The organism is Nisaea nitritireducens, assembly GCF_014904795.1.
GTDB lineage: Bacteria > Pseudomonadota > Alphaproteobacteria > Thalassobaculales > Thalassobaculaceae > Nisaea > Nisaea nitritireducens.
Genome location: NZ_JACZFS010000048.1, coordinates 1 through 24,974, shown reverse-complemented (window position 1 = coordinate 24,974; position 24,974 = coordinate 1). Strand labels below are relative to the sequence as shown.

At 59.8% G+C, this 24,974-nt stretch carries 25 protein-coding genes, 2 tRNA genes and 1 riboswitch; of the genes, 16 read left to right on the top strand and 11 right to left on the bottom strand.

The window, feature by feature from the left end; all coding sequences use genetic code 11:
* From IG629_RS16780 to IG629_RS16760, 5 genes are all read right to left on the bottom strand, one after another.
* Complete coding sequence (locus tag IG629_RS16780; RefSeq protein WP_193173083.1) at positions 1 to 1,095, bottom strand: imelysin family protein; 1,095 nt, start codon at positions 1,093 to 1,095, stop codon at positions 1 to 3.
* A 9-nt stretch (positions 1,096 to 1,104) separates the two neighbouring features.
* Entirely contained in the window at positions 1,105 to 2,604 is a 1,500-nt protein-coding gene (locus tag IG629_RS16775) for a di-heme oxidoreductase family protein (RefSeq protein ID WP_193173082.1), read from the bottom strand.
* Between the two features lie 111 nt (positions 2,605 to 2,715).
* Positions 2,716 to 3,987 carry an imelysin family protein gene (locus tag IG629_RS16770; RefSeq protein WP_226886863.1) on the bottom strand — a complete coding sequence of 424 codons (1,272 nt, stop codon included), beginning with the start codon at positions 3,985 to 3,987 and terminating at the stop codon, positions 2,716 to 2,718.
* 210 nt (positions 3,988 to 4,197) lie between these two features.
* A complete protein-coding gene (locus tag IG629_RS16765; RefSeq protein WP_193173080.1) occupies positions 4,198 to 4,560 on the bottom strand; it encodes a hypothetical protein in 363 nt (120 codons plus the stop codon).
* A gap of 10 nt (positions 4,561 to 4,570) precedes the next feature.
* A complete protein-coding gene (locus tag IG629_RS16760; RefSeq protein ID WP_193173079.1) occupies positions 4,571 to 5,812 on the bottom strand; it encodes a pentapeptide repeat-containing protein in 1,242 nt (413 codons plus the stop codon).
* 191 nt (positions 5,813 to 6,003) lie between these two features.
* Here IG629_RS16760 and IG629_RS16755 point away from each other — a divergent pair, with 191 nt between their 5' ends.
* The gene (locus IG629_RS16755; RefSeq protein ID WP_193173078.1) at positions 6,004 to 7,119 is read left to right on the top strand and encodes a nucleotidyl cyclase domain-containing protein; all 1,116 of its coding nucleotides are present in this window, start codon (positions 6,004 to 6,006) and stop codon (positions 7,117 to 7,119) included.
* Between the two features lie 20 nt (positions 7,120 to 7,139).
* On the opposite strand, the gene IG629_RS16750 is transcribed toward IG629_RS16755, so the two are convergent.
* The gene (locus tag IG629_RS16750) at positions 7,140 to 8,291 is read right to left on the bottom strand and encodes a pentapeptide repeat-containing protein (protein WP_226886870.1); all 1,152 of its coding nucleotides are present in this window, start codon (positions 8,289 to 8,291) and stop codon (positions 7,140 to 7,142) included.
* 224 nt (positions 8,292 to 8,515) lie between these two features.
* On the opposite strand from IG629_RS16750, the gene IG629_RS16745 reads away from it, so the two are divergent.
* The 8 genes from IG629_RS16745 to IG629_RS16710 all read left to right on the top strand — a co-directional run bounded on the left by IG629_RS16745 (position 8,516) and on the right by IG629_RS16710 (position 14,551).
* On the top strand, positions 8,516 to 9,022 hold the full coding sequence (locus IG629_RS16745; protein WP_193173076.1) for a TIGR01244 family sulfur transferase: 507 nt from the start codon (positions 8,516 to 8,518) through the stop codon (positions 9,020 to 9,022).
* Between the two features lie 221 nt (positions 9,023 to 9,243).
* Positions 9,244 to 9,792, top strand: coding sequence for a PAS domain-containing protein (locus tag IG629_RS16740; RefSeq protein WP_193173075.1), 549 nt, complete (start codon positions 9,244 to 9,246; stop codon positions 9,790 to 9,792).
* A 78-nt stretch (positions 9,793 to 9,870) separates the two neighbouring features.
* Positions 9,871 to 11,007, top strand: a complete 1,137-nt coding sequence (locus IG629_RS16735; RefSeq protein WP_193173074.1) for a TIGR03364 family FAD-dependent oxidoreductase — start codon at positions 9,871 to 9,873, stop codon at positions 11,005 to 11,007.
* A gap of 17 nt (positions 11,008 to 11,024) precedes the next feature.
* Positions 11,025 to 11,840 carry a phosphonoacetaldehyde hydrolase gene (phnX, locus tag IG629_RS16730; protein ID WP_193173073.1) on the top strand — a complete coding sequence of 272 codons (816 nt, stop codon included), beginning with the start codon at positions 11,025 to 11,027 and terminating at the stop codon, positions 11,838 to 11,840.
* Between the two features lie 155 nt (positions 11,841 to 11,995).
* Complete coding sequence (locus tag IG629_RS16725) at positions 11,996 to 12,598, top strand: DUF2062 domain-containing protein (protein ID WP_193173072.1); 603 nt, start codon at positions 11,996 to 11,998, stop codon at positions 12,596 to 12,598.
* A gap of 34 nt (positions 12,599 to 12,632) precedes the next feature.
* Positions 12,633 to 13,565 carry an acetamidase/formamidase family protein gene (locus IG629_RS16720; protein ID WP_226886862.1) on the top strand — a complete coding sequence of 311 codons (933 nt, stop codon included), beginning with the start codon at positions 12,633 to 12,635 and terminating at the stop codon, positions 13,563 to 13,565.
* A gap of 25 nt (positions 13,566 to 13,590) precedes the next feature.
* Positions 13,591 to 14,061, top strand: coding sequence for a hypothetical protein (locus IG629_RS16715; RefSeq protein WP_193173070.1), 471 nt, complete (start codon positions 13,591 to 13,593; stop codon positions 14,059 to 14,061).
* 4 nt (positions 14,062 to 14,065) lie between these two features.
* Positions 14,066 to 14,551, top strand: coding sequence for a gamma-glutamylcyclotransferase family protein (locus tag IG629_RS16710; RefSeq protein ID WP_193173069.1), 486 nt, complete (start codon positions 14,066 to 14,068; stop codon positions 14,549 to 14,551).
* A 10-nt stretch (positions 14,552 to 14,561) separates the two neighbouring features.
* Here IG629_RS16710 and IG629_RS16705 read toward each other — a convergent pair whose 3' ends face one another.
* Positions 14,562 to 15,149 (bottom strand): 3'-5' exonuclease, encoded by a 588-nt coding sequence (locus IG629_RS16705; protein ID WP_193173068.1) that lies wholly within the window; start codon positions 15,147 to 15,149, stop codon positions 14,562 to 14,564.
* A gap of 543 nt (positions 15,150 to 15,692) precedes the next feature.
* On the opposite strand from IG629_RS16705, the gene IG629_RS16700 reads away from it, so the two are divergent.
* Both IG629_RS16700 and IG629_RS16695 read left to right on the top strand, forming a co-directional pair.
* Positions 15,693 to 17,219 carry an ankyrin repeat domain-containing protein gene (locus tag IG629_RS16700; RefSeq protein ID WP_193173067.1) on the top strand — a complete coding sequence of 509 codons (1,527 nt, stop codon included), beginning with the start codon at positions 15,693 to 15,695 and terminating at the stop codon, positions 17,217 to 17,219.
* A 62-nt stretch (positions 17,220 to 17,281) separates the two neighbouring features.
* Positions 17,282 to 18,049, top strand: a complete 768-nt coding sequence (locus IG629_RS16695; RefSeq protein ID WP_193173066.1) for a short-chain dehydrogenase/reductase — start codon at positions 17,282 to 17,284, stop codon at positions 18,047 to 18,049.
* 64 nt (positions 18,050 to 18,113) lie between these two features.
* Here IG629_RS16695 and IG629_RS16690 read toward each other — a convergent pair whose 3' ends face one another.
* Both IG629_RS16690 and IG629_RS16685 read right to left on the bottom strand, forming a co-directional pair.
* A complete protein-coding gene (locus IG629_RS16690) occupies positions 18,114 to 18,794 on the bottom strand; it encodes an energy-coupling factor ABC transporter permease (protein ID WP_193173065.1) in 681 nt (226 codons plus the stop codon).
* A gap of 57 nt (positions 18,795 to 18,851) precedes the next feature.
* Positions 18,852 to 19,059, bottom strand: a riboswitch (cobalamin riboswitch).
* Between the two features lie 181 nt (positions 19,060 to 19,240).
* On the bottom strand, positions 19,241 to 19,696 hold the full coding sequence (locus IG629_RS16685; RefSeq protein WP_193173064.1) for a GNAT family N-acetyltransferase: 456 nt from the start codon (positions 19,694 to 19,696) through the stop codon (positions 19,241 to 19,243).
* A gap of 239 nt (positions 19,697 to 19,935) precedes the next feature.
* On the opposite strand from IG629_RS16685, the gene IG629_RS16680 reads away from it, so the two are divergent.
* Together IG629_RS16680 and IG629_RS22970 are read left to right on the top strand one after the other, a co-directional pair.
* Entirely contained in the window at positions 19,936 to 21,072 is a 1,137-nt protein-coding gene (locus IG629_RS16680) for a zinc-dependent alcohol dehydrogenase family protein (RefSeq protein ID WP_193173063.1), read from the top strand.
* Positions 21,073 to 21,217: 145 nt separating this feature from the next.
* The gene (locus IG629_RS22970) at positions 21,218 to 21,868 is read left to right on the top strand and encodes a c-type cytochrome (RefSeq protein WP_193173062.1); all 651 of its coding nucleotides are present in this window, start codon (positions 21,218 to 21,220) and stop codon (positions 21,866 to 21,868) included.
* Positions 21,869 to 21,884: 16 nt separating this feature from the next.
* Here IG629_RS22970 and IG629_RS16670 read toward each other — a convergent pair whose 3' ends face one another.
* A complete protein-coding gene (locus IG629_RS16670) occupies positions 21,885 to 23,354 on the bottom strand; it encodes a hypothetical protein (RefSeq protein WP_193173061.1) in 1,470 nt (489 codons plus the stop codon).
* Positions 23,355 to 23,504: 150 nt separating this feature from the next.
* Complete coding sequence (rlmB, locus tag IG629_RS16665) at positions 23,505 to 24,314, bottom strand: 23S rRNA (guanosine(2251)-2'-O)-methyltransferase RlmB (RefSeq protein ID WP_193173060.1); 810 nt, start codon at positions 24,312 to 24,314, stop codon at positions 23,505 to 23,507.
* A gap of 202 nt (positions 24,315 to 24,516) precedes the next feature.
* Here rlmB and IG629_RS16660 point away from each other — a divergent pair.
* From IG629_RS16660 to IG629_RS22890, 3 genes are all read left to right on the top strand, one after another.
* Positions 24,517 to 24,601: transfer RNA gene (locus tag IG629_RS16660), tRNA-Tyr, on the top strand.
* Positions 24,602 to 24,710: 109 nt separating this feature from the next.
* Positions 24,711 to 24,784, top strand: a tRNA-Gly gene (locus tag IG629_RS16655).
* A gap of 101 nt (positions 24,785 to 24,885) precedes the next feature.
* Positions 24,886 to 24,974: GTP-binding protein (locus IG629_RS22890; protein WP_264299835.1), on the top strand; the 89-nt coding region annotated here is incomplete at its 3' end.

The window sequence follows — 24,974 nt, the reverse complement described above, 5'->3', positions numbered from 1 at the left end:
TCAGTCTCCATCCCGGCTGTTGAAGCCTGGCGAGATGTCCAGGGCAACTGCCAGATCGGTGCCAAGCAGACCGGTAAGAACTTTCAGGTCGGCGCGGACAGCCTCCAGCTTTTTGCGTCCCTCCGGTGCCGTAAAGGCATCGTAAAGAGAGCCTTCAAGCGCGTCGGCCTGCGTGACCGCTTTCTGGAAGCCGGCCGATATCCGGTCGGCCAGCGCGACCTCCCCGGCATTCCGCAAGGCCTGCTCGAACCCGCCGCTCCGATACAAATCCCCGGTGCCTTTCAATGACTCGACAAGAATGGCTTTTGACAGGCCGCTGCGCCAGGCTTCGGCCAGTTTGGGGCGAGCCTTGTTCGCCTGGGAGCCGAGCGGTCGGCCGAGCCGCACATCGCGACTTGCTTCCAACTCTCCGAGCAGGCTTTGCAACAGTTCGACCGGTACCTCGTAGGCTTCCGAATAAGGGCTTTCCCCGACGCCTGCCGTGGCGACTGTATGGGCGTAGCCATCGTTCGGGTTCCAGTCGGCGGCAATGTTATTGGCGATGGTGGCGAGATTGAGGGTGATCGTCTCCGTGAGCGCGCATTTGAAGGCACCTTTGGAGCCGGCAAACCCTGCATGTCCATCAAGCAGCAGCCGCTCCAGGGCAGGGAGGCCCTGAACTGCGATGCTGGTTTTGGCGAAGGTTGTTTTCTCAAGCGCTGTGCTGTTTTCCGCGGCCAGTACGCGGGACAGCTGTTTGCCGATCTTGTTCCGGAAATCGGGCCAGAACTGGATGCGGAATCCCCGGTTCTGAGATTGCACCGGGCCGAACTGGATGTGCCGGATGCCGGCCCAGGCCATCCAGTAGTCGCGGAAGGCGCTGTCGAGGCCGGTGAAACTTTGCGCCGTGCGGTCCTGGCAATAGGTCGTTGCGGCGGCTTCAAGCCCGACCCCGGCTGTAGCCAGAAGTTCATAGCGCGGGATGATGTGATCGAAGACGCTCGCTTTCGTGATCGCCTTGAAGGTTTCGTCTGCATCTGCCGCGCGCGCCGGACCGGCTGGCCCCGCGGCGGAAATTGCCAGGAAGGAGACCATCAGGATCAGGATGCGTTGCATGGCTGTCGCCTATAGCGAGTTGAGAAAACGGAGAAGGCTCTCGCGATCCCCGGTCGGGAGTGCGATCACCCGGTCACGTGCGGTGGCTGCTTCGCCGCCATGCCAGAGAATTGCTTCAAGCAGGCTGCGAGCGCGGCCGTCGTGCAGAAAGTTTGTGTGTCCGCTGACGGTTTCCGTCAGGCCGATGCCCCAGAGCGGCGGTGTGCGCCATTCCTGGCCATCGGCAAATCCGTCAGGGCGGTTGTCGGCCAAGCCGTCGCCCATATCATGCAGCAACATGTCCGTATAAGGCCAGATCAACTGGAAGGACTGTTCCGGGCGTAGTGGATCGCGCGGGGTGACGTATTTCGGGCGATGGCAGGCAATGCAGCCCGATTGGTAGAATACCTTCTTCCCGGCCAGCACTTCCGGAGAGCCAACATCGCGCCGGGCCGGGACGGCGAGATTACGGCTGTAAAAGGTCACCAGATCCAGCAGGTGATCGTTGACCTCTACATTACCGCTCTTTTCATCTCCACCGTCCGGGGCTGTGATGCAGGCGGTCTGGGCCGGTGTGCAATCACCGGCATTCGCCGGGTGGAGACTGGAAGAAATGCCGATATCGCCGGAGAAGGCGTCGGTGACCTGGTCCTTGAGGGTCGCCTGGTTCGCTTTCCAGCCGAAGCGGCCAAGCATCACTTCCTGGGCCAGCTTGCTCTTGATCCGGTTCCCTCGTCCTGAAATGCCGTCGCCGTCCCGGTCATCGGGGTCGGCCCAGCTCAGGATATCATCAGCCGCAAGAGCTTCGAGCATACCGAGGCCGATCATTGGCGAGGCGATACGCGGAGAAATCATCAGATCGTCCCGGAGAGGGCCGTACCCATGGTCGGTCAGGGTGATGACTGGTTTTCGCAGGGATACAATCGTGCCGTCCGAGAGGAGCACCGGTGTTTCTTCGTAAGTTACGGCGACAGCAGCTTCCGCTTTCAGGCCCGGTGTCGCGAAGTTCTGGAGCTGTCCTCCGTAGACAGGGTCCGGAAGGGAGGCGGCGGCACCGGAATTCAGTCTGGCATGGTCCTCATCGCTCTGCGGCGGGATGCTGAGGCGGAGCAGCAGGGCGACCGAGCCGCTTTCGGCCTGCAGGCCGTCCGGTGCCGCGCCGCGCCCGTCCTTCAAGTGGCAGCGCTGGCATGAGCGCGCGTTGTAGAGCGGCCCCAGACCGTCCGAAGACTTCGTGCTGGCGGGGGAGCTGACCCACATCTTTTTGAAAATGCCGTCACCGAGCTCGAAATAGAGCCGGCGGTCGAAGGCCATGTTTGCGGAGGGGTAGGAGAAGGCGTCGCCGTTGACGCGCTTGCGATGGGTGGCGGCGCCAGCTTGCATGATCTCGTATTTCTCCGGTTTGGAGAAATCGGACGTGGGGGCCGTGATCCGGGCAATGCGGTCCTGTTCCGTCTCCGCAAAAGCGGTGGACAGGAAGGCTCCGCAGATCGACAGCGCGCAAAGTATCAGTTTCGTTCGGCTCAGCATGATCCGGTTCTAGCGCAAAGTGGCCCGGCTCGAATAGAAACTCGAACAGAAAAGAGGGGACGGCGTGAGCCGTCCCCTTTGAGTGGGAGAGATATGCTGGTGTCGCACCGGTTACTGAAAAACAGCCCCCGGATTGTCTAGACTGTCGGAACCTTCGAACTCGAGGGCTGACAGACCGAGCGCTGCGACGACACGCTCGATCGACCTGGTTTGCACGGTAAGGGCATCCACGGCGGCCTGAACGATCTCGTTCCCCCGTGTGTTTCCTTCCGCAAGCATCTGGTCATAACGCTCCCCCTTTTCCGCCGTGTCGGAGAGGGAGGTCATCTTGTTCATGGTGGCATCCAGGGCGGCGCGCAGTTCCTTGTCCGCGCTGCTGTCCTTGCCGGTGACGAAAGCGGAGAGGCTTGCGCCCTTCACGACAGACCCGTCGGTCCGCTTGTATTCGCCGAGATAAACGTTCCGGATACCGAGGGCATCGTTGTAGTGCGAGCGATGGGTGTTATCGCTGAAGCAGTCATGCTCTTCCTCGGGATCGTGCAGCATCAGGCCAAGCTTCATCCGCTCGCCGGCCAGCTCGCCGTAGGAGAGGCTGCCCATGCCGGTCAGGATGGTGGCAATGCCCTTGTCTGCGTCGCCTTCGGTAAGGCCGGTGCGCGCGGCGCCGCCGTTGGCCCATTGCGCCGTCATCCATGCCAGCTCATCGACGAGCATGTCGGTCGCGGTGCTGAGATAGGCAGCGCGGCGCGCGCAGTTCCCGTTGGTGCAGTTATTCGTATCGAAGTCCGAGGCAGGACGAGCCCCGGCGCCGGGCCCGGTGCCGTTCAGATCCTGGCCCCAGAGCAGGAATTCGATGGCGTGATAGCCGGTCGCGACATTGGACTCGATCTCGTCGATCTCATGCAGCGATTGGACGAGCGTGCGGTCAATTTTCGCGGCGTCCAGCGTCTTGCCGGCGATGGACGGCTTCGGATTGCCGATCACGTTGGCGGTATAATAAGGGTTGCCGTCCGACTCGGAGCCGTAGATGCCCGTCTTCACATAGTCGATCAGACCTTCGTCGAGCGGCCAGGCATTCACCTTGCCTTCCCAATCGTCGACGATGGCATTGCCGAAGCGGTAGGCTTCGGTTTGCTGGTAGGGCTCTCGCGCCTCGATCCAGGCGGTGCGGGCCGCGCTCAGAGTGGCGTCAGTCGGCTTGGCGACGAGCGCTGCGATGGCGCTCTGAAGCTTTTTGGCGCCGATGAGTGAGTCTTCATAAGCGGCGGCTGCGATGTTCGCGTAGGTCGTGATGACTGCTTTCTTCGCGCTCAAATCGTCCGCCTGGACTGGCGTGGCGGAAAGCCCGGCCGAAACCGTGGCGGCCGCCAGGGCCAACTTCAAAAAATGTTTCGCGTGCATATCTCGTCCTTCAGATGTCGTCCGCGAGGTCTCCGCCCCGCTGGTTTCGATGTCGATGAAGGGACCTTATTGAAAGTCATTCTCAATTGCAATAGCAAATAAGTGACTAAATTGGTCTTCTTTAAAATTGATGAAAATCAGTTGCTTGGTTGATGTTTTTCGTCGTTTTGGCTGCGCTGGCGCGGAGAAAAGTTAGTCCGGGATGGCCTCGAGAACCAGGGATGTATAGACCTCTGAATGCACGACCAATTCGGTCAATTGGAGATCGTCGAGGCCGATCTTGATCCGCAAGCCTGCCTCGCTCTGCATAATGAAGAGACCGCTGATAGTGATGTCTATATCGTCAAGGCGCACATAGAGCGGGCCTGGATAACATTGCGGTATTTCCCCGGTGAGGAGCATGCCCGTCAGTGAGATATTGGTGATTCTCGTCGGCCAGGATTTGGAAAAATCAGGTGTCAGGGACAGTCGGCCAGACAGAGTTGAATCCCGGCGTGAAAATTCCCGCCGGTTGTAGGGCGCTCGGGCTGCGGGTCCATTTGTGTTTGCGGTCATCTGTCCCGGCCTAACCGAGAATGCCGGTACAATTCTCGATTTTCGCATGATTCCAGATCGTTCCGAACTGTATCGAATCGGTGAAGTTGGCGCCACTTATCTTGGCCCGTGAGAAGTCGGTGCCTTGTAAGACGGCACCGTTGAAAATGACGGGGATTGATTTGCCGGTGCGTTGTTGCATCGCATTGTAGATTTCAGCGACCTCAAGCCGTGCACCTTGGAATTTGGCTTCGACCAGACTGGCTTTGGCGAAATTCGTTCCGCGCAATGTTGCGCCGACGAAGCTGGCTCGGCTCAGTTCCGCCCCGGCAAAATTCACCAGCATCAATTCACACTGATTGAATTGCGCCCCTTCGAGCTGCGCATTGGCGAACATGGCTCCGCGGAGATCGCAGCCGGTCAATGTGATGTTCTTCAGATCCATCCCGCCGAAATCGGCCCGTTCACCGATTTCGCCGTCTGAGATGATCCACTGGCTGTGCAGTCGGATGATTTCAGCGATGTCGTCAGGTAGATCGGCGGCGTTCTCCAATGTGATGGCGCCGTCGAGGTTTGTGTTGTGGAGGGTCGCTTTTGACAGGTCCACATTGCGCAGGTTCGCTCCGGAGAGATCGCAGTTGCTCAGGTTGGTTCCATTGACGGATGCGCCGGCAAGAACGGCGCCGCGCAACTTGGAGCCGGAAAGATCGGCCCCGTCCAGGATCGCGCCGGCCAGGTTCGTTGCGTGCATGTCGTCATCGGCGAACATGGTGCCGATAGCGCGAACGTTTTTCAGGTTCGCGTCCTCAAAGTCGGCGCCTTTCAGATTGGCATCATTCAGGTTGGCGCTGTCGAGGTTTGTGCTGACGGGGCCATCGCCGCTGCTGCCGGACCAGCGGACGATCTGGCCGGGCCGGAGATCGGCATTCATCATCGTGGCGCCGGTAAGGTCTGCCATCACGAAATTGGCGCCCCGGACATCCGTTTTGGTGAAATTCGCGCCCTGCAAATTGGCCCAGGCAAAATTCGACCCGTACAGGTCTGCCTCGCTGAAGTCGGTTCCGATGCACGAACTCTCGGAAAATTCGGCACAAGGCAGGATGGTTTGTATCAGGGACATATAGTCGAAGCGGCAATGCGACGCGTCGAGATCGTCGTTTTTCAGGCGCAATCCACCAGGACGTCCCGTGAGAAAGGTATGGTGGGATTTGATCGCCGCCATAAACTCTTCGGGAACCGGTTTGAATTCAGTGCTGTCGAATGCCACGGTCATGACTTTATTAGATGTCCCAGATCGTTTCCGAGTTTCACTCGGAGTAGTTTTCTTGGTTTGGTACTTAAACCCTCTGACAGGGGGCCTCGAATATCAGTAGGGCACCCCCGAATGTTTGCCTGCAAGGGAGTTTCCGCTCAGTTAGCAATGCCCTAGTGTAATTGTGATTCCTTTACGCAAGGTGAACATCCATGCACGGCGATACCAAAGGGCATCAGTCTTCAGGGCGGCGCGATGACCTGCGCCTGTCACTGAACCAATTGCTGTTCGAGCTGTCTCAGTTCGGCTCGAACGCGGTTGTGGCCTGGCGTCCATCGGGTAAGGGGCTTGAGCTCATCCTGTTGCCGAAAACCCGTTTGTTTGAATTGAAGGATCCAATAAGCCGGGTCTTTGAAGGCCCTCGCCATCTGAACGACGGGGAATTCAAGCAGGTCACGCAGTTCGTCGGCGTTCAGCCGACAGAGATCAGGCTGGATTTCCCGATCGGGGGCGGATCGAACGGGTTGTCCCACGAGGATGTCGAGTCCGTCATGTCGCGCTATTCGATAGGATTCGCGCCGTTCCGTACGGTGTTCCTGATTGACGTGGTCGGGTTTTCGAAACACACCCCCGAAGAGCAGGCGAGCCACCTCTCCACTCTGAAATTCAGTCTGTCCCTTGCCGAAGCGACGTTGCATCGTGCCGGTTTGCCGATGGAGATGGGGCGTTCCACAACGGGTGACGGATATTACGTCTGGAACCTGGAGATGGGGCTGAACCAGGATGTCAGCCTGTTTGTGCTGATGACGCTTTTCTCGCTCTACTACAAGAGCCTGCAGCGCGAAATGTCGGAGAAAATGCCTCTGCCTGAACTCCGCATGGCTCTGAGCGGAGGAAGCCACTACGTCTTTTATGAGCCGAGCCCGAAATACGTCGCCAGGCATGAATATATCGTCGGCGATGTAACCATCAATGTGGCGCGCTTGATCGGCAAGGCGCGGACGAACCAGATATTGGTCGGGGATTGCGTAAATACGAACGAGGGCCCGGAGCCTTGGAACACACATCGTTATGTGTTGGCAGCGAACAAGGTGCTGGACGGATTCAAGAGCCTGAAAGTCTTTGGAAACGAGGTCGAAGAGAGCCGGTTCTACCTAACGGGGCCGCGCGATGAGGCACGCTTCCGAAACCAGAAGATCAAGATCGTCGACAAGCACGGCTTTGAGCACATTTGCTACAATGCCAAGGTGAATACGCATATGAAGGACGGAAGCAAGGTATTCGCAGGTCTGCAGCATAGCGACTTGCGTGGAGCGTCGAAAATCTGAACGGCCCCGGGCGGGTGAAGCTATTTCACTATGCCGTCCATATCGACGCCTTCGAACTTCACATTATTGAGGTTCGCCGCGCTCATGTCGGTCTTCCGCACTTTTCCGGTCCGCTTGCCGTCGGCTCCGAAAATCGGCATCGCGCCAACATGGGCGTTCGACAGGTCCGCGCCGCTCATGAATGCGCCTTTGAGGCTGGTGCCGAACATCAGCGCGCCTGCGAGGTTTGCGTTCATAAGGTTGCACTTCTCGAGATCCGCCAGCACCAGATTGGCGAAGGAAAGGTCCGCATCGCTCAGGTCGCAGGAGTACAGAGCGACGCCGGTCAGGTTCTGCCGGCGCAGTTTCAGCTTTCTCAGGGACATCGACTTGATGATTGCCCGGCAGCCGCGGACCCCGTTCGACTGCAGCCATTCGAAATGTTGCGCGAGTGCCGTGCGTAGTTTCGGCGGCAGGGATTTGAAGTCGCCGGTGGTCTCCAGATCGATGCTGAGCTTAAGGTTGTTGATCTGGTCGAGCGCATCCGGGTCGACTTCCGCTTTCGCCAATGCAGATTCACTGACCATGCTGTTTGCCAAGCGGGCGCCTTTGAGAATCGTCCGCTCGAGTTTGGCGTTGGTCAGCCGCGTATCGGAAAGATCCGCATCTTCCAGATTGGCGCCTGTCAGATCGACATTGGTCAGGTCCGAGCCGAACAGCTCCGCGCCTTTCAGGTTGGCTTCCCGCAGGCTCGCGCCGCTGAGGTCGACATTGGAGAACTTGGCCCGCTGCCCGCGGGCGAAATCCATCAGGCACTCACTGAGGTCGCTCTGCTCCATGCCGAGCGATTCCTCCGGAGACTCTCCCAGCACCAGACCGCCGCGAAAATCCGCGTCTTCCAGATCCGCATGAGACAGATCGGCATTCTTCAGGTTTACCCCGCGCAGGATTGTACGCTTCAGCTTCGCGCGCCGCAGGTTGGCGCCCTGCAACTTCGCGCCGAACATATCCGACTCGCTGAGGTCGGCGCCTTCGAGCTTCGCGTTCTCGAGATGCGTGCCGACCAGGATGGCACGCGCGAGCAGCGCGTTCTGAAGGTTGATGCCGTTCAAGTCCATGCGAGACAAGTCGCACTGCTTGCCTCCGGGCTTTCGCTGGAGCCATTTTTTGTGTTCTGCCAGAAAGGCGCCCATAAACTTCTGGGCATCCTCCTGCAAAAGATGCTGGTCTAGCGACCCTGAGGTCATAGAGTCCCCCAAACCCGGGTGATCCGATACTGGCCGGGCACGAAGCAAACAGTATGGTTGTTTGCTGAAGAGTTTTATATACCAGATCGGGTTTCATATTGAACTAGCCTACTGGACTAGTTTGTCGGGATTTTTGACTCTAGTCTCCCTATTCCAAAAGAAACCGACGTGTGCCGCGGGGCGAACCTCTGGTGGGGTGTCTCCCGAACTCAGTGAAAGCAGAAGGGCTGAACCCGATGGATTTTAAGCAGATCAGCGAAAGTTATGCCGCAAAAGGTCAGGTTTTCCCTCAGGAAATGAGCGAGATAGCGGAGCTGGGATTCAAGACGGTCATCAACAATCGGCCTGACGGTGAAGAGGCGGGGCAGCCGGCCGCGGATGATCTCAAGGCCGCCGCTGAAGCTGCGGGTCTGTCTTATGTATTTATTCCGATAACTTTGCCGACTTTGTCTCCGGAGCTGGTCACGCAGCACCACGCGGCGATCAAGGCGTCGGACGGACCGGTTTTTGCGTTCTGCCGCAGCGGGACCCGATCGACAATCCTGTGGGCCCTTACGCAGGTGTGTTTTAACGGAAAATCCATCTCCGAGGTGACATCCGCCGCCGGGCGGGAGGGGTATGATTTGTCCGGCATGGCGCCACTGCTGGAAGGGTACAGGGAAGCGCTTGCAGAATAGGCGCGAATTTCGCGGCGCCTGACTTCAGTGAAGAACTCATATCAAGAGGCTTAATAAAGCCTCTTTTTTATTAAGAATTTGCAAGAATAAAGTTAAATTATACTTCGGCATGCAATCTAAGAATAATTTTAGACAAAATCAATTTGAATGATAAGTTACCGCCTCGATCAGTTTGCATTTCGGCGCAGACTTGGTGCGCTTCGATTTCGGGGTAAGGGGCGTTGCAATTAGAAACGGACGCGGTTCTCGGTAGTGCGACGCTTAGCGCGATGTATGCCTACTGGGACCGCATAAAAGGCGGGAGTGATATCCCGCTTCGGCGCGATCTCGATCCAGCGGAGATCGGGCCGAAGCTGTTGCCTTATAGCCTTTTGACCGATGTGGACACCTGTCTCAGGACGGTTCGTCATCGCTTGGTCGGCACTAATTTCACGGATTTTTTCGGCAGCGACATCACGGGAAAAGAGCTTTCCAGTGTTCTCAGCGGGAACTATCTGGAATTCATTCTCGGCCTGTACACGCTCGCGTGCGAACGTCGGGCGCCCATTATCTCGCACAGCAAATTCCTGTGGGACCGGGGTCGTCTGGTGAAGACTTCCAGGCTCATCATGCCGCTATCGAAAGACGGGGCCCGCGCGGATATGTGCTTCACAAGCCAGGTCTTCGAGGCGGGCGAGGGAGATGCCCTTCCGCAGGTTTTCATCGCCGCAGATGGCGCCTGGGACGATATCTCCGAGAAATTTTCCTATTTCAGCGCAAGTCCGGTCTGACCCCGCAATCGATTAGATAACTTCTTTGTCATACCGTTATGGTATCGGCTGAGAGTTGATCAATTCGGATGGGCGATTATGGGACATACCTACGATCTGGCGATCGTCGGCGGGGGGATTTGTGGTCTGGCAAGCGCTCTTGCCGCCTCTAAACGCGGCAAGCGGGTCATTGTTGTCGATCGTGATGCGCAATCGAACGGCGCATCCGTCCGCAATTTCGGCTTCGTCACAGTCACGGGGCAGAAACAGGGCGAGACCTGGGAGCGGGCCTACAAATCGGCTTCCATCTGGCGCGATATCGCTCCCAAGGCCGGCATACCGGTTCTGCATGACGGATTGCTGGTGACGGCCCAGAGACCGGAAGCGGTTGCTGTCCTGGAAGAATTCGCCGCGACTGAGATGGGACGCGACTGCACCCTTCTGACGGCTGAAGAGACGGTAGAGAAAGCTCCGGTACTCGGGCAGAAAACGATACTTGGCGGTTTGTGGAGCCCGCATGAAGCGCGGGTCGAGCCACGTCAGGCCCTGCCACGGCTGGCGCAGTATCTGGAGGCCAGCTGTGGTGTGGATTTCCGTTGGTCGACGGCGGTGACCGGTGTTTCTGCGGAAACGGTCGAGACCACGTCCGGGACGATCCGGGCTGAATCGGTGATTGTCTGTCCGGGCCCCGACATTGCGACGCTCTATCCGGAGCGGCTGGCCTCCTACAATCTGCGGCTCTGCAAGCTGCAGATGCTGCGGGTCGCGCCTCAGTCGCCGGAATGGAAGCTGCCGGGCGCGGTCATGTCTGATCTCAGTCTGGTGCGCTACGAAGGCTATACCGGCTTGGCGGCCTCCAAGGTACTGCGCGCGCGGCTGGAGCGCGAACAGCCGCAATGGCTGGCGCACGGAATCCACTTGATCGTGGTGCAGGGAGCGGACGGCTCACTCGTCGTCGGCGATTCCCACCATTACGCAAAAACCCCGGATCCTTTTGCGCCAGCGGTGGTGGAGGATTTGATCATGGAAGAAGCTGGCCAGATGCTGCAGCTTGAGAACCCCAGGGTGATCGAACGCTGGACCGGCATTTACCCATCTTCGCCGGACCGCACCGCTTTCATAGATACGCCGGAGGATGGAGTGCGGCTGCTGGTCGTCTCAAGCGGAACCGGCATGAGTACCGCCTTTGCCCTTGGCGAAGAGACAATTACCTCGCTCTATGGGGCTGCAGCCTAATCGAAAAGGAATTCAAGATGTCCACCGCCGACAATAACGTCAAAGCCGTCATTTTCGACTGGGCCGGAACCATCGTCGATCACGGTAGCCGCGCCCCGATGGGTGTTTTCCAGAGGGCATTTGCCACGTTCGATGTTGAAATCACGATCGATGAAGCGAGGGCCCCGATGGGCCTGCCGAAATGGGACCACATCAAGGCCGTCGGCACCCAGCCGCGCATCGCGGAAGCATGGCAACAAGCCCACGGGGCAGCCTTTTCCGACAAGGATGTCGACCGGATCTACGAAGTGTTTGTGCCAATGAACGTCGATGTGGTGCCGGACTTCGCTGATATCATTCCGGGCGCGCTGGACACGGTCGCGGCTTTGCGCGGACGGGGCATGAAGATCGGCTCCACGACGGGGTACAACCGGGAGATCATGGAGCGTCTGGTGCCGATCGCGCGCGATCGCGGTTATGCGCCGGACAACATGGTCTGTGCCGGCGACCTCCCGCATGGCCGGCCGACGCCACTGATGATGTACAAGTGCTTCCTCGATCTCGATGTCTGGCCGGCCTCCGCCTGCATCAAGGTGGACGACACCGAGCCGGGGATTGCCGAAGGCAACGCGGCCGGTTGCTGGACCGTGGGGGTAACGGTTTCCGGCAATGCCTTCGGACTGTCTCTGGAAGAAACCGAAGCGCTGGACGAAGCCGCATTTGCCGAGAAAAAGCGGCAGGCTGAAAAGACGCTGCGCGCCTGCAATCCGCACTATCTGATCGACAGTGTCGCGTCACTTCTCGACGTGGTGGACGATATCGAGGCCCGGCTGGCCAAAGGGGAGCGTCCGTAAAGAATCCGGATGACGGGCGTGTAATCGCGGGGCCGGTCACCAAATATAAAGAGAATTATGAAATCGTCCCTTTGTGGCGTGACGGTCCCGTCTCTTGCTTGCTATGGCTGGACCATCACGCTGTTTGGCGCCCTCAATCCGAATTGACCTGACCGATGATCACTCCTCTCAGCCGCCTGTTGCGTTACCGGCTCGTCATTCCGATCCTTCGCGGGACCGGATTGCCGGACTATACGGCGCGGGGTGTCGGCATCGGTGTTGCGGTTTCGCTGACGCCGCTGGTTGGTGTGCAGATGCCGATCGTGGCGGGACTCTGGTCATTGCTCCGATTGGTGCGGCCGGCATGGACCTTCAATCTGGTTGTCGCTTTGGCGTGGACTTGGGCGACCAACGTTTTCACGGTGCCGATCGTCTATTACATCTTCCTGCAGACCGGAAACCTGATGCTGGGTCGCTGGGAAAACCTGACTGCTTTCGGCCATTTCTCGGAGCGGCTCGACACAATCCTTAGTCAGGATGTATCGGGCATCACGGCGGTCTGGGTCTATCTGACGGCGATGCTGGACGAATGGGGGGTGCCTCTATTCGTCGGGTGTTTACCGTGGATGATTGTTGGCGGTTGGATGGGGTACCGTTGGAGCCATATCTATATCGAGCGTTTCAAAGTCGCACGCCGCGAACGTCAGGACCGGAAGGCCGCGCGTAAGCAGGCGGCGGCGCTTAAAGCCGGCCAACCGGCCACTGACAACCATCACTGAGTTTTATACGGAAGGGGCAGTTATGCGGGGGCATATGCTCAAGAGCAGTCCGGAAACGGTGCATTGGGGTTTCTTCGATGCGGATCTAACTCCGGCCCTGACGATTTCCTCGGGCGAGGAAGTCACCATCCAGTCGATCTCCGGCGACAAGCCGGTCCTGCCGGGAGACGGCTATACGGTCCTCCCTGAGCATCAGGCCGTTATCGACCAAATGCGCCCGGGTTTGCCCGGTCATATTCTGACCGGCCCGGTCTATGTCGAGGGCGCGAAGCCCGGCCATGTGTTGCAGGTAGATATTCTCGATGTGAAGGTTCGGCAGGACTGGGGCTTCAATTACAGCGCGCCGCTCAAAGGCGCGTTGCCTGATGATTTCGACGAGATCACCCTTTCCATCATTGCCATCGACACCGAGCGGAATGTTGGCCGTCTGCCCTGGGGGCTGGAATTGCCGCTACACCCGTTCTTTGGCGTAATGGGCGTTGCGCCGCCGCCGGTATGGGGACGGGTCAGCACCATTCAGCCGCGCGCGAACGGCGGCAATCTGGACAACAAGGAACTGGTGGCCGGGACGACGCTTTACCTGCCGGTCTTCGTCGAGGGCGCGCTGTTCTCCGCCGGTGACGGGCATGGCGCGCAGGGTGACGGCGAAGTCTGCGTGACGGCAATCGAAACGGCTCTCGAGGGCCGCTTCCGCCTGACGGTGCGGGATGACATGAGCCTGACTCTGCCGCGGGCCGAAACGCCGGACCATTTCATCACCATGGCTTTCAACGAGGACCTCGACGAAGCCGGCCGGGACGCATTGCGTCAGATGCTGGACCTGATCACGGGCCGTACGAACCGGACCCGGGCTGAAGCTTACATGCTGTGCAGCCTTGCAGCGGATCTCCGTGTGACCCAAATGGTCAACGGAAACAAGGGCATCCATGTTATGCTGGCGAAACATCTGCTCGCGGGAGCGGGCTGAACGGAACGGCGATACGGGTGATAAAATGAAGAACCCCATTCGATTTGTTCGTACTGCGTGTCTTGTTGCGGCGATCGCGGTTGGCGGCACTGTGCCTGTTGTCACGCCATCAATGGCAGACCGTATGTCCCCGGACCGCACCAATCCCCGCCACCTTTCCCGGGCGCCGGAGAAACCGAAATGGCGGATGAAGCAAGCCACGGTGCCGAAAAAAACGATCTACGAAAACCCACGGAAGCCTGGGCTGCTTTTCATGGATGACAGACCGATCAAGCAAGTCGTGGAGCTGGATAAACCGGCGACGGAAGCTTGCCGGGATGGCCGGTTCCGACGCTTCGGCGGTGGTTTCGTCCGGATCGGAGGCGAAGTCTACCGTGCCGCGCGCTCACGGGATATCCGGCGACCGCGGCGCATGGAAGTCGAGGCAGACGGTATCTATGTGTTCAGGCACGAAGGGTCGACCCGCTGTACGGTCTATCTTGCGGATAAGCGCTAGGCGGATGGAGGTCATTCCCTACTTCTTCTTCGGAACCCTGATGGATCCGGACGTGCTGTCCCTTGTTCTCGGGCGCGATCCGGGGCCCCTCTCGACAGCGGCGACGCTGTCCGGTTTTGCCCGTGTCAGGGTTGAAAGCGAGCCATATCCGGCCTTGGTAGAAGCGCCTGGCGGGCAGGTCGACGGTCTTCTGCTGCGTGACTATGTGCCGGAAGACGATCAGCGCATCCGGTTTTTCGAGGATTTTGATTTCGCCATTGAGCACTGTTCCGTCGAGACCGCTTCGGGCCCGGAGATGGCTCTCTATTGCGGCGCAGTGCGGAATATCGCACCGATGGATATCACCTGGTCCTATGCGGACTGGGTGCGGGATGAGAAGGACCGCTTCCTGAAAGTGGCGGAAATCTATATGGCCAGTTTCGGCGTGCTTGATCCGGAAGCGGCGGACCGGCTATGGCTCGATACGGTTCGGGAAGTCTACGGGAACTGAGGCCGCTGCTTCAGTCGAAATGTTCGTGTGGCAGGGCGCCGAGACCGAATCTTTCCCGCCAGGACAGGAACAGACGGGCTGTGTCGATCGCATCTCCAAGCGCCCGGTGTGCCGTGCCGGATCGTGCCAGTTTCATCACTCCGAGCGCTTCATCGAGCGATATCCTGCGCCCGCCGGCGAGCACATATTCCTGGATCTGACAGAGATCGAGATAGCGATGGGAGGCCGGGTCTACGGCACCTTTCGCCTGAACCTCGTTGTCGAACAATGCATCGTCGCTGCCCCAGCCGATCCAGAGTTTCGACGTCGACCCATAGGTTTTCCGTAGCTGATGGCAGGCATTCTCAAAAGGAATTCCATCAGCCTCCATCATCTCGTCCGTAATGCCGGTGAACTCACGGCAAAAGGGGGAGATGCGGGAGGCGGTTGGTGTGGTCAGCATAGAAACGGTTCGGCTGATCTCGTCCCGTTTCAGGTCGATCTCCGCAACACCGATCTCGATGATCTCCGGGCGCTCGCCTTGGGGTGGTAGCCCTTCCCAGCAGGTCAGCTCGAGATCGACGACCAGCACCCGGTCATGGCGCAGGTTTTTATGCATTGCAGGGTTTATCCGTCTTTCCTGGCCGTGATTGCCGGGCTCAAGCTCAGTCGGCGCGGGAAATGAGGGCTGAAATGCAAAGCCCCACCGCGCATCTGCGTCGAGTGGGGCATAGCATGATTTCATGTCTGTAGCATAAGACAGACTATCGAGCGTTTAGCTCTCAAAACTTGATATGTCTGCGGATTTGAAGCGTCAGCTGCCGCTCCCTACCGTCGCGTTCCGTTCTCAGGAACGCGTTACCTGATTCGGTGGCTCCATCGCGATATACGACCTCCCTGTTGTGGAATCCGTGTGTCCGGATGGGACATAAAAAGAGTGCTCCCGAATCGGGCGAGGGTCAATGGACAGGCCGGTTTTTCGCCCGCATGGGTCGGCGCCGAGCCTTGCGGGAAATGCATGCCGGTGATATCTGGAAGCGGCTGGCCAGGCAGCATCCGGATCCGCGGAAAGCGTGACGCACCTTGATACAGTTCTGATTTTCCGGTTTTCCTCCGGCGCCCGACGTAGCGGATCCATGGGCGCGCAAACGGGAGAAAACGGATGTCCTCCGATCTCGAAAAACTGCGCCGTACGGCGAAACTGCTGAAGAAGGCCTTTGCACAGGGCGATGCCGATGCGCTGAGCCGTCTCCGGGCAGTCGTGCCTGCACCGAAAGAGCCGCTACACGCGGATTTCCTGCATGTCATTGCTGTCGAGGAAGGCCATGAGAGCTGGCCCAAGCTGAAGCTCGCGCTGGAGACGGCGGGCATGGACCGGGCCGGCCGGGCGAAGCGTCTCCGGACGGCGCTCTATCACGGTCAGGCCTGGGTGATCGAGAAGTTGCTGGCCGCTGACCCGGAGCTTGCCCATGCCGATCTCGCGATCGAGTTGGCGCTGTGCGATCTGGATGCGGTAGAGGCCCGGATCGCTGCGAACCCGTCCCTCGCCACAGCCGAAATTCATGGCCGGACACCGCTGATCCATCTCTGCTTCTCGAAATATCACAAATGCGCGGACGTGCCGCCCGACCGTATCCTCGCGATTGCGGACCTGCTCCGGCAGAACTGTGCGGACCCGAATGAAAGCTATGCGGAGGAGGCGGGGAGTGATCATCGACTTTCCGCGCTCTATGGAGCTCTCGGGCATGCGGACAACATGCCGCTTGCCGAATGGCTGCTGCGGCACGGCGCAAATCCGGATGACAATGAAAGCCTCTATCATGCGGTTGAGCTGGATCATACGGAGGGGCTGAATCTGCTCTGCCGGCATGGCGTCGATCCGGCACGAACCAATGCGCTGGCCCGGGCACTGGATTTCGACCGGATCGAGCCGGTCCGCATTCTGCTGGAGCATGGCGCCAATCCGAATGAAGGGCTGCACCATAACCATCCGCGCGGGCAGCCGCCGGTGACTTTCACGACACTGCATCAGGCCGCGCGGCGCGGGCGGTCCGGTGCCTTCGCCGAGCTGCTGCTGTCATTTGGCGCGGATGCCGCTGCCGTGTGGCGCGGGCGCAGCGCCTATGCGCTGGCATGTCTCTATGGCAACCGGGACTTCGCACTGGTTCTGGAAGCGAAAGGTTTTGGCGAGGAGCTCGATCCCGGAGTTGCGGTTCTGGCCTCCTGTGCCGGCGGGAAGCAGCCACAGGGCAGCATCAGGGGCATGGAGCTCGGCAGTGAAGACAGAAAGCTCGTAGTGCGCATCGCCGGAACCCCGGATGCATTGCCCCAGATGAAATCCCTGATCGAGGCCGGTCTGGACCCGGATGAAGCCGACGAGATGAAGCTGACGGCCCTGCATGTCGCGGGATGGAACGGCCGGGTGGATCAGGTTGCCTATCTGATCGCACAGGGTGCGGATCTGACGCACCGCAACCGTCATGGCGGCGATGCCATCGGGACGGTCATTCACGGTGCGGAATTCGCTCCCCGGGCGGACGGGGCGGATCATGTCGCCTGTGCCCGGCTGCTTCTGGAAGCTGGCACCCGTTTCCCGGTCGAAGACATGCTGGCGACAGGCTCTGAGGAAATGGCCGATTTCCTTTCCGACTGGCGAGAGGAGCATGGCGCCGGACTTTTATCCTCCTGATACTGCCAAAAGGATGGGCCGGAGTGGCACGATTGCTCCGGCCCGCGACAGGGAGGATAGAGATGGACCTTGGTCTTCAGGGTAAACGCGTTCTGATCACCGGCGCATCGAAAGGTATTGGCCTTGGCTGTGCCAAGGCTTTCGCGGCTGAGGGCTGCGATGTGCATCTGGTCGCCCGCGATGGAGAGCGACTTGAGCAAGCGCGGGACGAGCTGGTCTCGGCCGGTGCGAGCTGCACCATTCATCCAGTGGATCTCTCTGCCCCCGGCGCGGTGGAAGCGCTTGGTGGCGCGTTGCCGGTACCGGACATCGTGGTGAACAATGCAGGCGCCATTCCAGGCGGTGATTTGCAGGCCATTGACGAGGCAACATGGCGCGCGGCCTGGGACCTCAAGGTGTTCGGCTATATCAACATGACCCGCACCTTCTATGCCCTGATGAAAGAGAAGGGCGGCGGGGTGATCTTTAATGTTATCGGCCTCGCGGGCGTGAAGCTGGACCCGAAATATATCGCCGGCACGGCGGGCAACGCCTCTCTTAACGCATTCACCAAGGCGATGGGTTCCAATGCGCTGGCAGACGGCATGCGCGTGCTCGGGGCCAATCCGGGACTGGTCGCGACCGATCGCCTTGTCACGTTGCTGAAGACCAAGGCGGCGGACGAGAAAGGGGATCCGGACCGCTGGCAGGATTTCCTGGCCGGCCAGCCCCTCGGACGGGCCGCGAAGGTTGAGGAGATTGCCGACGTGGTGGCATTCCTGTGCTCACCGCGTGCGGGCTGGGCGACTGGCATCGTGGTCGATCTCGATGGCGGGCAGACCTACCGCTGAGTGGTACGGCATTCCGAAAACAAAAACGGCCTCCGAAGAGGCCGTTTTCTTTGATGCGGCTTGCTCAGACGCCGGCGCGATAGAGCCGGTCGTGGAAGAGCGGGCTGTCCTTCAGCTGGTGCAGCGTCTTGGCCGCGCCGAGGATGGCCAGGTCGGCGAGCGGCTCGACGATGATGACCATCATGTAGGCGCCGCCGAACAGGCCGACCTGCGACAGTGTTTCCGCGCCGAAGCCCTGGCCGTAGAAGGCCCAGATCGCGACCCAGCTGACCACGCCGCCCTGGTAGGCGGCTGAGAGGGCGAGGGTCTGCTTGTAGCTGACATCCTTGTAGGCGGTGTTCTTCGGAATGATCTTGTCGGCCACAAGGGCGACGGCCATGAGCGGAACCAGCAGCGTGGTGATGTTCATGCCGTATTGCGGCAGGTCGAACGGCGAGAACAGCAGGCCCTGGATCAGCAGGCCGAGCGCGAGGCCGATCGCGGCCGGAGCAAGGCCGAACATCAGGAACAGTGTGGAGCCGAGGATGAAATGAACCTCGGAGACGCCGACCGGATAATGCGGCAGCACCTGGAAGAAGCAGAACACAAGCAACGTCGTGATCACGCTGCGGATGGCAAGCTGGGTAATGCCGTCATTCTTGATCGTGCCCCAGGCCAGCTTGGCGAGGCCGCCGAGGCAGCCAGCTGCGGTGCCGTAGCTGAGCAGAAGTTTCGCGCCGTTCACGACGCCGGGTTCGATATGCATGTCAGTACTCCATTTCCCGCACCCACCGTGCGGATTTGCCGGGCAACTGCCGGCCGGGTTTCGTTCGCGATACGGGCAGGTCTCCTGACTCGCGTTCTTCGCTAGCTTCCGCCTTCCCGGCCGTTGGCCAGTGACGTCTTGGAAGCGCTCACGCTTACAGTTGCGGGGGCAGTCACGGCTCAGGCCCCTTTTGGGTCGTCCCTTCCGTGTTCCCTCTTAGTCCACAGGCTTTGCCTGCTATGGAACCAGTATCGTGTTCAAGGATCTAGAAAGCGCATCCGATGAGCAACAGGTTTTTGGCTCTTCGACGCGCTCGCTGGAAATGCCGCTGGCGTTGGTCAAGATGTGTGAGGGGTAGGTTTCTATTTCGGCAGCTATTCGATGACCCGGTACGAGTCGATCTTCTATTGCTTGCCTCGTGATTGAGCCGAGAGGTCCTTTGGCGCTTAAACCTTCAGTTTGAAGCCCTCGTGGCTCGCTTTGAAACCGAGGCTCTCATAGAACCGGATGGCATCTGACCGGCTCTTGTCGCTAGTCAGCTGTATGATCGCGCATCCGTGCTCCTTGCAGGTGGCGATGGCCCATTCCAGAAATTGCCGCCCGATCCCGCCGCCCCGCGCGGTCGAAGATATCCGCACGGATTCGATCTGGCCGCGCCAGAGGCCCTGGTGCGAAAGGCCGGGCAGGAAGGTGAGTTGGAGGGTGCCGATGACGGCGCCGTCTTTCTCCGCGGCCGCAAGAAACTGGTTCTTGTCTGCTGAGATGGCTTTGAAGGCATCCCGGTAGCAGTCAGCGACGGGCACGCTGATATCCTCGCGCTGCCGTCCAAGTTCGTCGTCGGCGAGCATGGCGATAATGGCGGGAAGATCGGTCTCGGCGGCACGACGGAAGGTGAGAGGCATGGGGCTGATCCGGTTGGTCTTCGGGGCGATTTCTATAGCGCCGGGTCATGCAGGGCGCGAGACATAAACATCGCTCAGTCCCTGGCCCGGTCTCCTGGAGAGACTTGTCACGCGATTGCCGCAAGGGCAGGGGCGTCGTAAACTGCTGGTGTCATCCTTTCAGGGCCGGTGTGATCAATGCCGGGCCGCGCCGCCGACCGGTGGCAAAACAAAGCAAAAAACGGGAATGGGAAACAGTCATGAAGATGCGTGCGGCCGTGTTGCGGCAGTCGGGGGCGACGGCGCCTTTTGAAAAATCCAAGCCGATTTCCGTCGAGGAAGTGGAGCTGTCGAAGCCGGAAGCAGGAGAGATCCTCGTCCGGGTGATTGGCGCCGGTCTCTGTCATTCCGACCTTTCGGTGATCAACGGCAACCGGCCGCGCCCGGTGCCTCTGGTGCTCGGCCATGAAGGCGCGGGCGAGGTGGTTGAGGTCGGCCCCGGCATCCGGGATCTGAAAGCGGGCGATCCGGTCGTCTTCCAGTTCAGCGCCAATTGCGGCCGCTGCCGCCGGTGCCTTGAAGGCCGGCCGCAGATCTGTGAGGTGAATGCCGTGGCCCGGGCCAAGGGCGACCTGATGGGCGGCGGGCGCCGTCTGAAATCCGCCTCGGGCGAATCCCTCGCGCACCATTCCGGCGTTTCCTGTTTCGCCGAATATGCGGTGATCGATCGGGGCAGCTGCGTCAAGGTTGACGACAGCATCCCGCTGGAGACGGCGGCGATTTTCGGCTGCGCGGTGATGACCGGTGTCGGAGCGGTACTGAACACGGCCCGCATCCGGCCGGGGGACAGCGTCGCCGTGATTGGCCTTGGCGGGGTCGGGTTAAACGGGTTGCTCGGCGCCAAGGTTGCCGGTGCCGGCACTATCGTTGCCATCGACCTCAATGACGACCGTCTCGGTCTTGCCCGTCAGCTCGGCGCGACACACACGTTCAACGCCGCCGACCCAAATCTGGCCGAACAGGTTCGGGACCTGACCGGTGGCGGTGTCGATTTCGCATTCGACTTTGCCGGGGCGGTAAAGGCCATGGAGACAGGGTATGGGCTGCTCCGTGCCGGGGGCGAGCTGGTGGTCGCGGGGTTGGCGCCGGCCGACAGCACCTTCACCTTCACACCGCCGGCGATGGTGTCGGACGAGAAGGCGATCCGCGGCAGTTATATGGGCGGGTGCGTTCCGGTCCGGGATATCCCGCGTTATATCGACCTTTATCAGCAGGGCCGCTTGCCGATCGATGCGCTGATCAGCCGCTCGGTCGGGTTCGAGGATATCAACGAGGGATTTGACCGCCTCGCCGATGGCTCGGCGATCCGTCAGATCCTGACGCCGCACGCGGCCTGAGCAAGGGGATCTTCCGGTGCCCCGGTCGGGGCGCCGGAAGACCTGGTCAAAGCAAACGGGCATCGGTGCGCGAGATGACAGCCATTTATACATTCGCGTATGATCCTCTCCATGATGTCTTGCCCGACCGCTCCGGAGATGGATCGTGAGCCGTATCGATAACGAACGCCGTGCGCGTCGTCAGGCGCGAATCCGTGCCAAGGCCTTCTCTGGCGGAGAACGGCGCAGCGACAGATTGCTCCGCCAGATGGTCGATGCCGCCGAGGAGGATGAGGCCGAAATCGGGATGGGGCTGGCCGACCGGGTTTCGCGGAAGCTAGGCCCGAAGGGGCGGTACCTTGCGGCAGCAACGCTGATCGGTGCGCTTATCACGGCCGCCTCTATCTACTATGAGCGCAGGATGGTGGACACGGCGGTCCATGCGGATTGGCAGGACGAGACCCTGGTCGCACAGGGGCATAAGCTCTATCGGGACAATTGCGCTTTCTGCCACGGCGACTCTCTCGAAGGGCAGGCTGGCTGGGACGGTGATTTTCCGTCAGGCAACCGTCCGGCATTACCGCTCGATGGCAGCGCGCCGATCTGGCGTCTCAGCGATGATGATATCTTCGATGTGGTCAAATATGGCGGCCAGCCATTCTCGCCGCGCAGCTACAGAAACAACATGCCGGGCTTCGAAATTCAGCTCACGGATCCGGGGATATGGGCCCTTGTGGCGTTCCTGAAGAGCCGTTGGCCCGAGGATATCCGGCAACGGCAGGCAGAGATTGCATCGGAACGCGCCGGCGGAGGATAGGCTCCTTGCCTGATCGTCAGGCGAGCCCGGCTGACTTGAGGCGGCGTTCCAGGTCCTGCAGGCGGGCCCTCTTGCTTTGCGCCGCGTCGCTATCCGCCAGATAGCTTTCCAGGAAATCGGCTTTCTTCATGAAATCGTGCGCCGATTTGCGCGCCGTTTTCAGGGTCCCAGCTCCGACCAGAGCACCCTCGCCGATAAGGTCGATCACGATGAGGGCTTTTTTCGCTGTGGACCCCGAGCGTGTTTCCAACTTTTTGAAATAGTCGTTGCTCTCCAACATTTCCGCCTGAAGCTCTTCCAGGGTCCGGCAGATCCGGTCCTCGATGCGAGGGGGAAGCTTGTTGGCCTTTGTCTCCTTGTGAACCTTGCCGAGGAAGCCGAGCTTTTCCTCAAGCGGCCCTTCCTTGCCGGTTACGGCGCGGGAGAAATCCGGCTGACCGATGATCGAGGTGACATATTTGGAGAGATAATCGGCACCTTTCTCGCTGATCGCTTCCTTGCGTATCTGGAGAGCCAGGAGAACCTTCTGGCCGACATCGATGCGGCCTCCGAGCAGCAGGTCGATCGTCTCGTCGCTCAGCAGCGAGGCTTCGCGTTTCTGCAGGGCCTCTTCGCATTCCTCTCCGCCAAGGAAGCCGTTGGGCGTTGACAGTCGTTTGTAGATATCCCGAACCCGTTCCAGCTCCGTGCGGAGGTCTCCGCGCGTCAATTTGCCGCTTGAGTTCAGTGCCAGCGTCAACCGGCGCAGCAGGACATCCCGCGTTTCAGGGATGTAGCCGGTTTTTGCTAGCGTGTAGAAGTTCTTCGCATTCGCCGGCTTGCTCGGGGCATGGGACGGCTCGATATCGCCATCGTAGAGAGCAAGCAGCCGGTCTATTTCTTCGCCGGCGGTGGGCAGTTCGCCGAAAATGTCCTTGCCGATATTCGGTGCGCGAAGGATTTCGGCGATGAAGGAATCGAAGTGCCCGAATGCTTCAAGACCGGCGATGTCATGGCCGAGCTCGTAAAGCATTTCGAATTTCTTGATCCAGTCATTGATACCGTCGAGCGTCGCCGTCAGTGCTGCGCGAATCCGAAAGGCCTGATCGCTCGGACTCTCGCCGTCCCGAAGTGCGATGACATCGGGGATCATGCCTTTCTCGAGTTTTTCCGGCGGCTCTTTCTCGAACTTCTCCAATGCTTCCCTGTGCAGCTGGTCCGTAATCTCGTAGAGACGGCGAACCCGTTCGCTGACCGGAATTTGGGTGCCCTTGACCTGCGCGATGGCTGCTTTCTGGACAGCCTGCATAAGCGTCGTGCCTGCATCGCTGAATGCGCGCTGATGACGGCTTGAATGCAGCAGTTCCATCGGCGTGATTCGCACAGACTGCAGGTACCGACCGGCTGCCCGGCCGACAGCATCGCGCGACTTCCGTGAATAGAAGTCGGACACGTCCTCACAGACGGCATCCTTGAAACTTTGCGCTTCTGCTTTTTGCGGATCCATTATTCTTTCTGCATACCTTAGCGAAAAAACCGCCTAATTCCGTTGATTTTATTGTTGATAACCATGGAATTAGAACATGAATAGCTGGTGTGTTCTATAACGTGCAATAGGATATGCCTGTGACATAGTGCACTCTCAGCGCGATCTGTCTCACCCTTGATTTTGCCGAGCGTATTCGTACAGAGCGACTGCCGTCGCGGCCGATACGTTCAGAGTAGCGACGGGGCCCGATGTTGGCAGGCGTGCGAGCAGATCGCAATTCTCCCGGGTCAGACGCCTGAGGCCGCTGCCCTCCGCTCCCATGACAATTGCGATCCGGCCCTTCAGGTCCGCCCCGTCCAGGGTGCCGTCCGCTGCACCGTCCAGCCCGATGCACCAGAAGCCGGCACCTCGCAGCTGTTCCATGGTTCGGCTCAGGTTCGTGATGTGCACGAGATCGATCGCGTCCAGAGCTCCGGACGCGGATTTCGCCAGAACACCGGTTGTCGGCGCCGCATTGCGATCCGGTGCGATCACTGCGCGGGCACCGAAGGCGGATGCGGAGCGCAGTATCGCACCCACATTATGCGGATCGGTCACCTGATCGAGCAGAACCAGAAGGCACCGCTCACCCGCATCTTCCAGAATGTCCTCAATCGCCACGTCAGGCAGCGGCAAAACTTCTGCGGCGATTCCCTGGTGCACGGCATCCGGCCCGGCGAGGGTATCAAGCGTTTCTTTGTCGACGATCTTCGGTTCCGGAAATTCGCCGCGCCGCGAGTCGGTCAATTCGTCCAGACGCTCGCCGAGTTCCGCCTCGTTCCGGGACGTGCAAAGCAAACCGGTGATCCGGCGTTTGTCATTTTGCAGGGCCATGGCAACGGCGTGCCAGCCCCATAAAACATCGCGGCTCTTGGGTCTCGGCGCGGGTTTGCCGCGGCGCTTGGCGTTGCTGGGCTTGCGGGACTGGGGTTTTGCCATGCTGACTACCTGATGCCCGGATTGCTCCGGAATGTTGCGGGAGGAAACAGGGGGCAATCCAACAATTGCCCTCGTTGCCGCTTTTGCCATGTTTTTTCACGTTGACAAACAGAGACTATTTCTCATATTTCGCACTCCCTTCCAACGCGGAAGCCTGTTCAGCCATTTCGGTGGCCCTCGGGAACCGCGTTTTAGGGGAACTGGTGGGGTGCCCGAGTGGCTAAAGGGGACGGGCTGTAAACCCGTTGGCTATGCCTACGTTGGTTCGAATCCAACCCCCACCACCATCCTGCTTCCGGTGCCGGTTTCCGGTGTTGGGGTGGGAACGAGAGTATAGAGGTTGGTCGGTGTTCGGGGTGAAAGTCGCGGGCACCGCCGTGGTGTGCGATGTGCTGGGCGGGTGTAGCTCAATGGTAGAGCAGCAGCCTTCCAAGCTGAATACGTGGGTTCGATTCCCATCACCCGCTCCATCGCGCGGCTTCCACGGTACTGGCCAAGCACAGGGATCAATTCTGGTCATGCCCGGCGCAACGTCGGCGTGACCGCCTAATCAAGCAGGAACACGTGCGCGATGGCGAAGGAAAAGTTTGAGCGGAATAAGCCGCATTGCAACATTGGCACGATCGGCCACGTTGATCACGGCAAGACGTCTTTGACGGC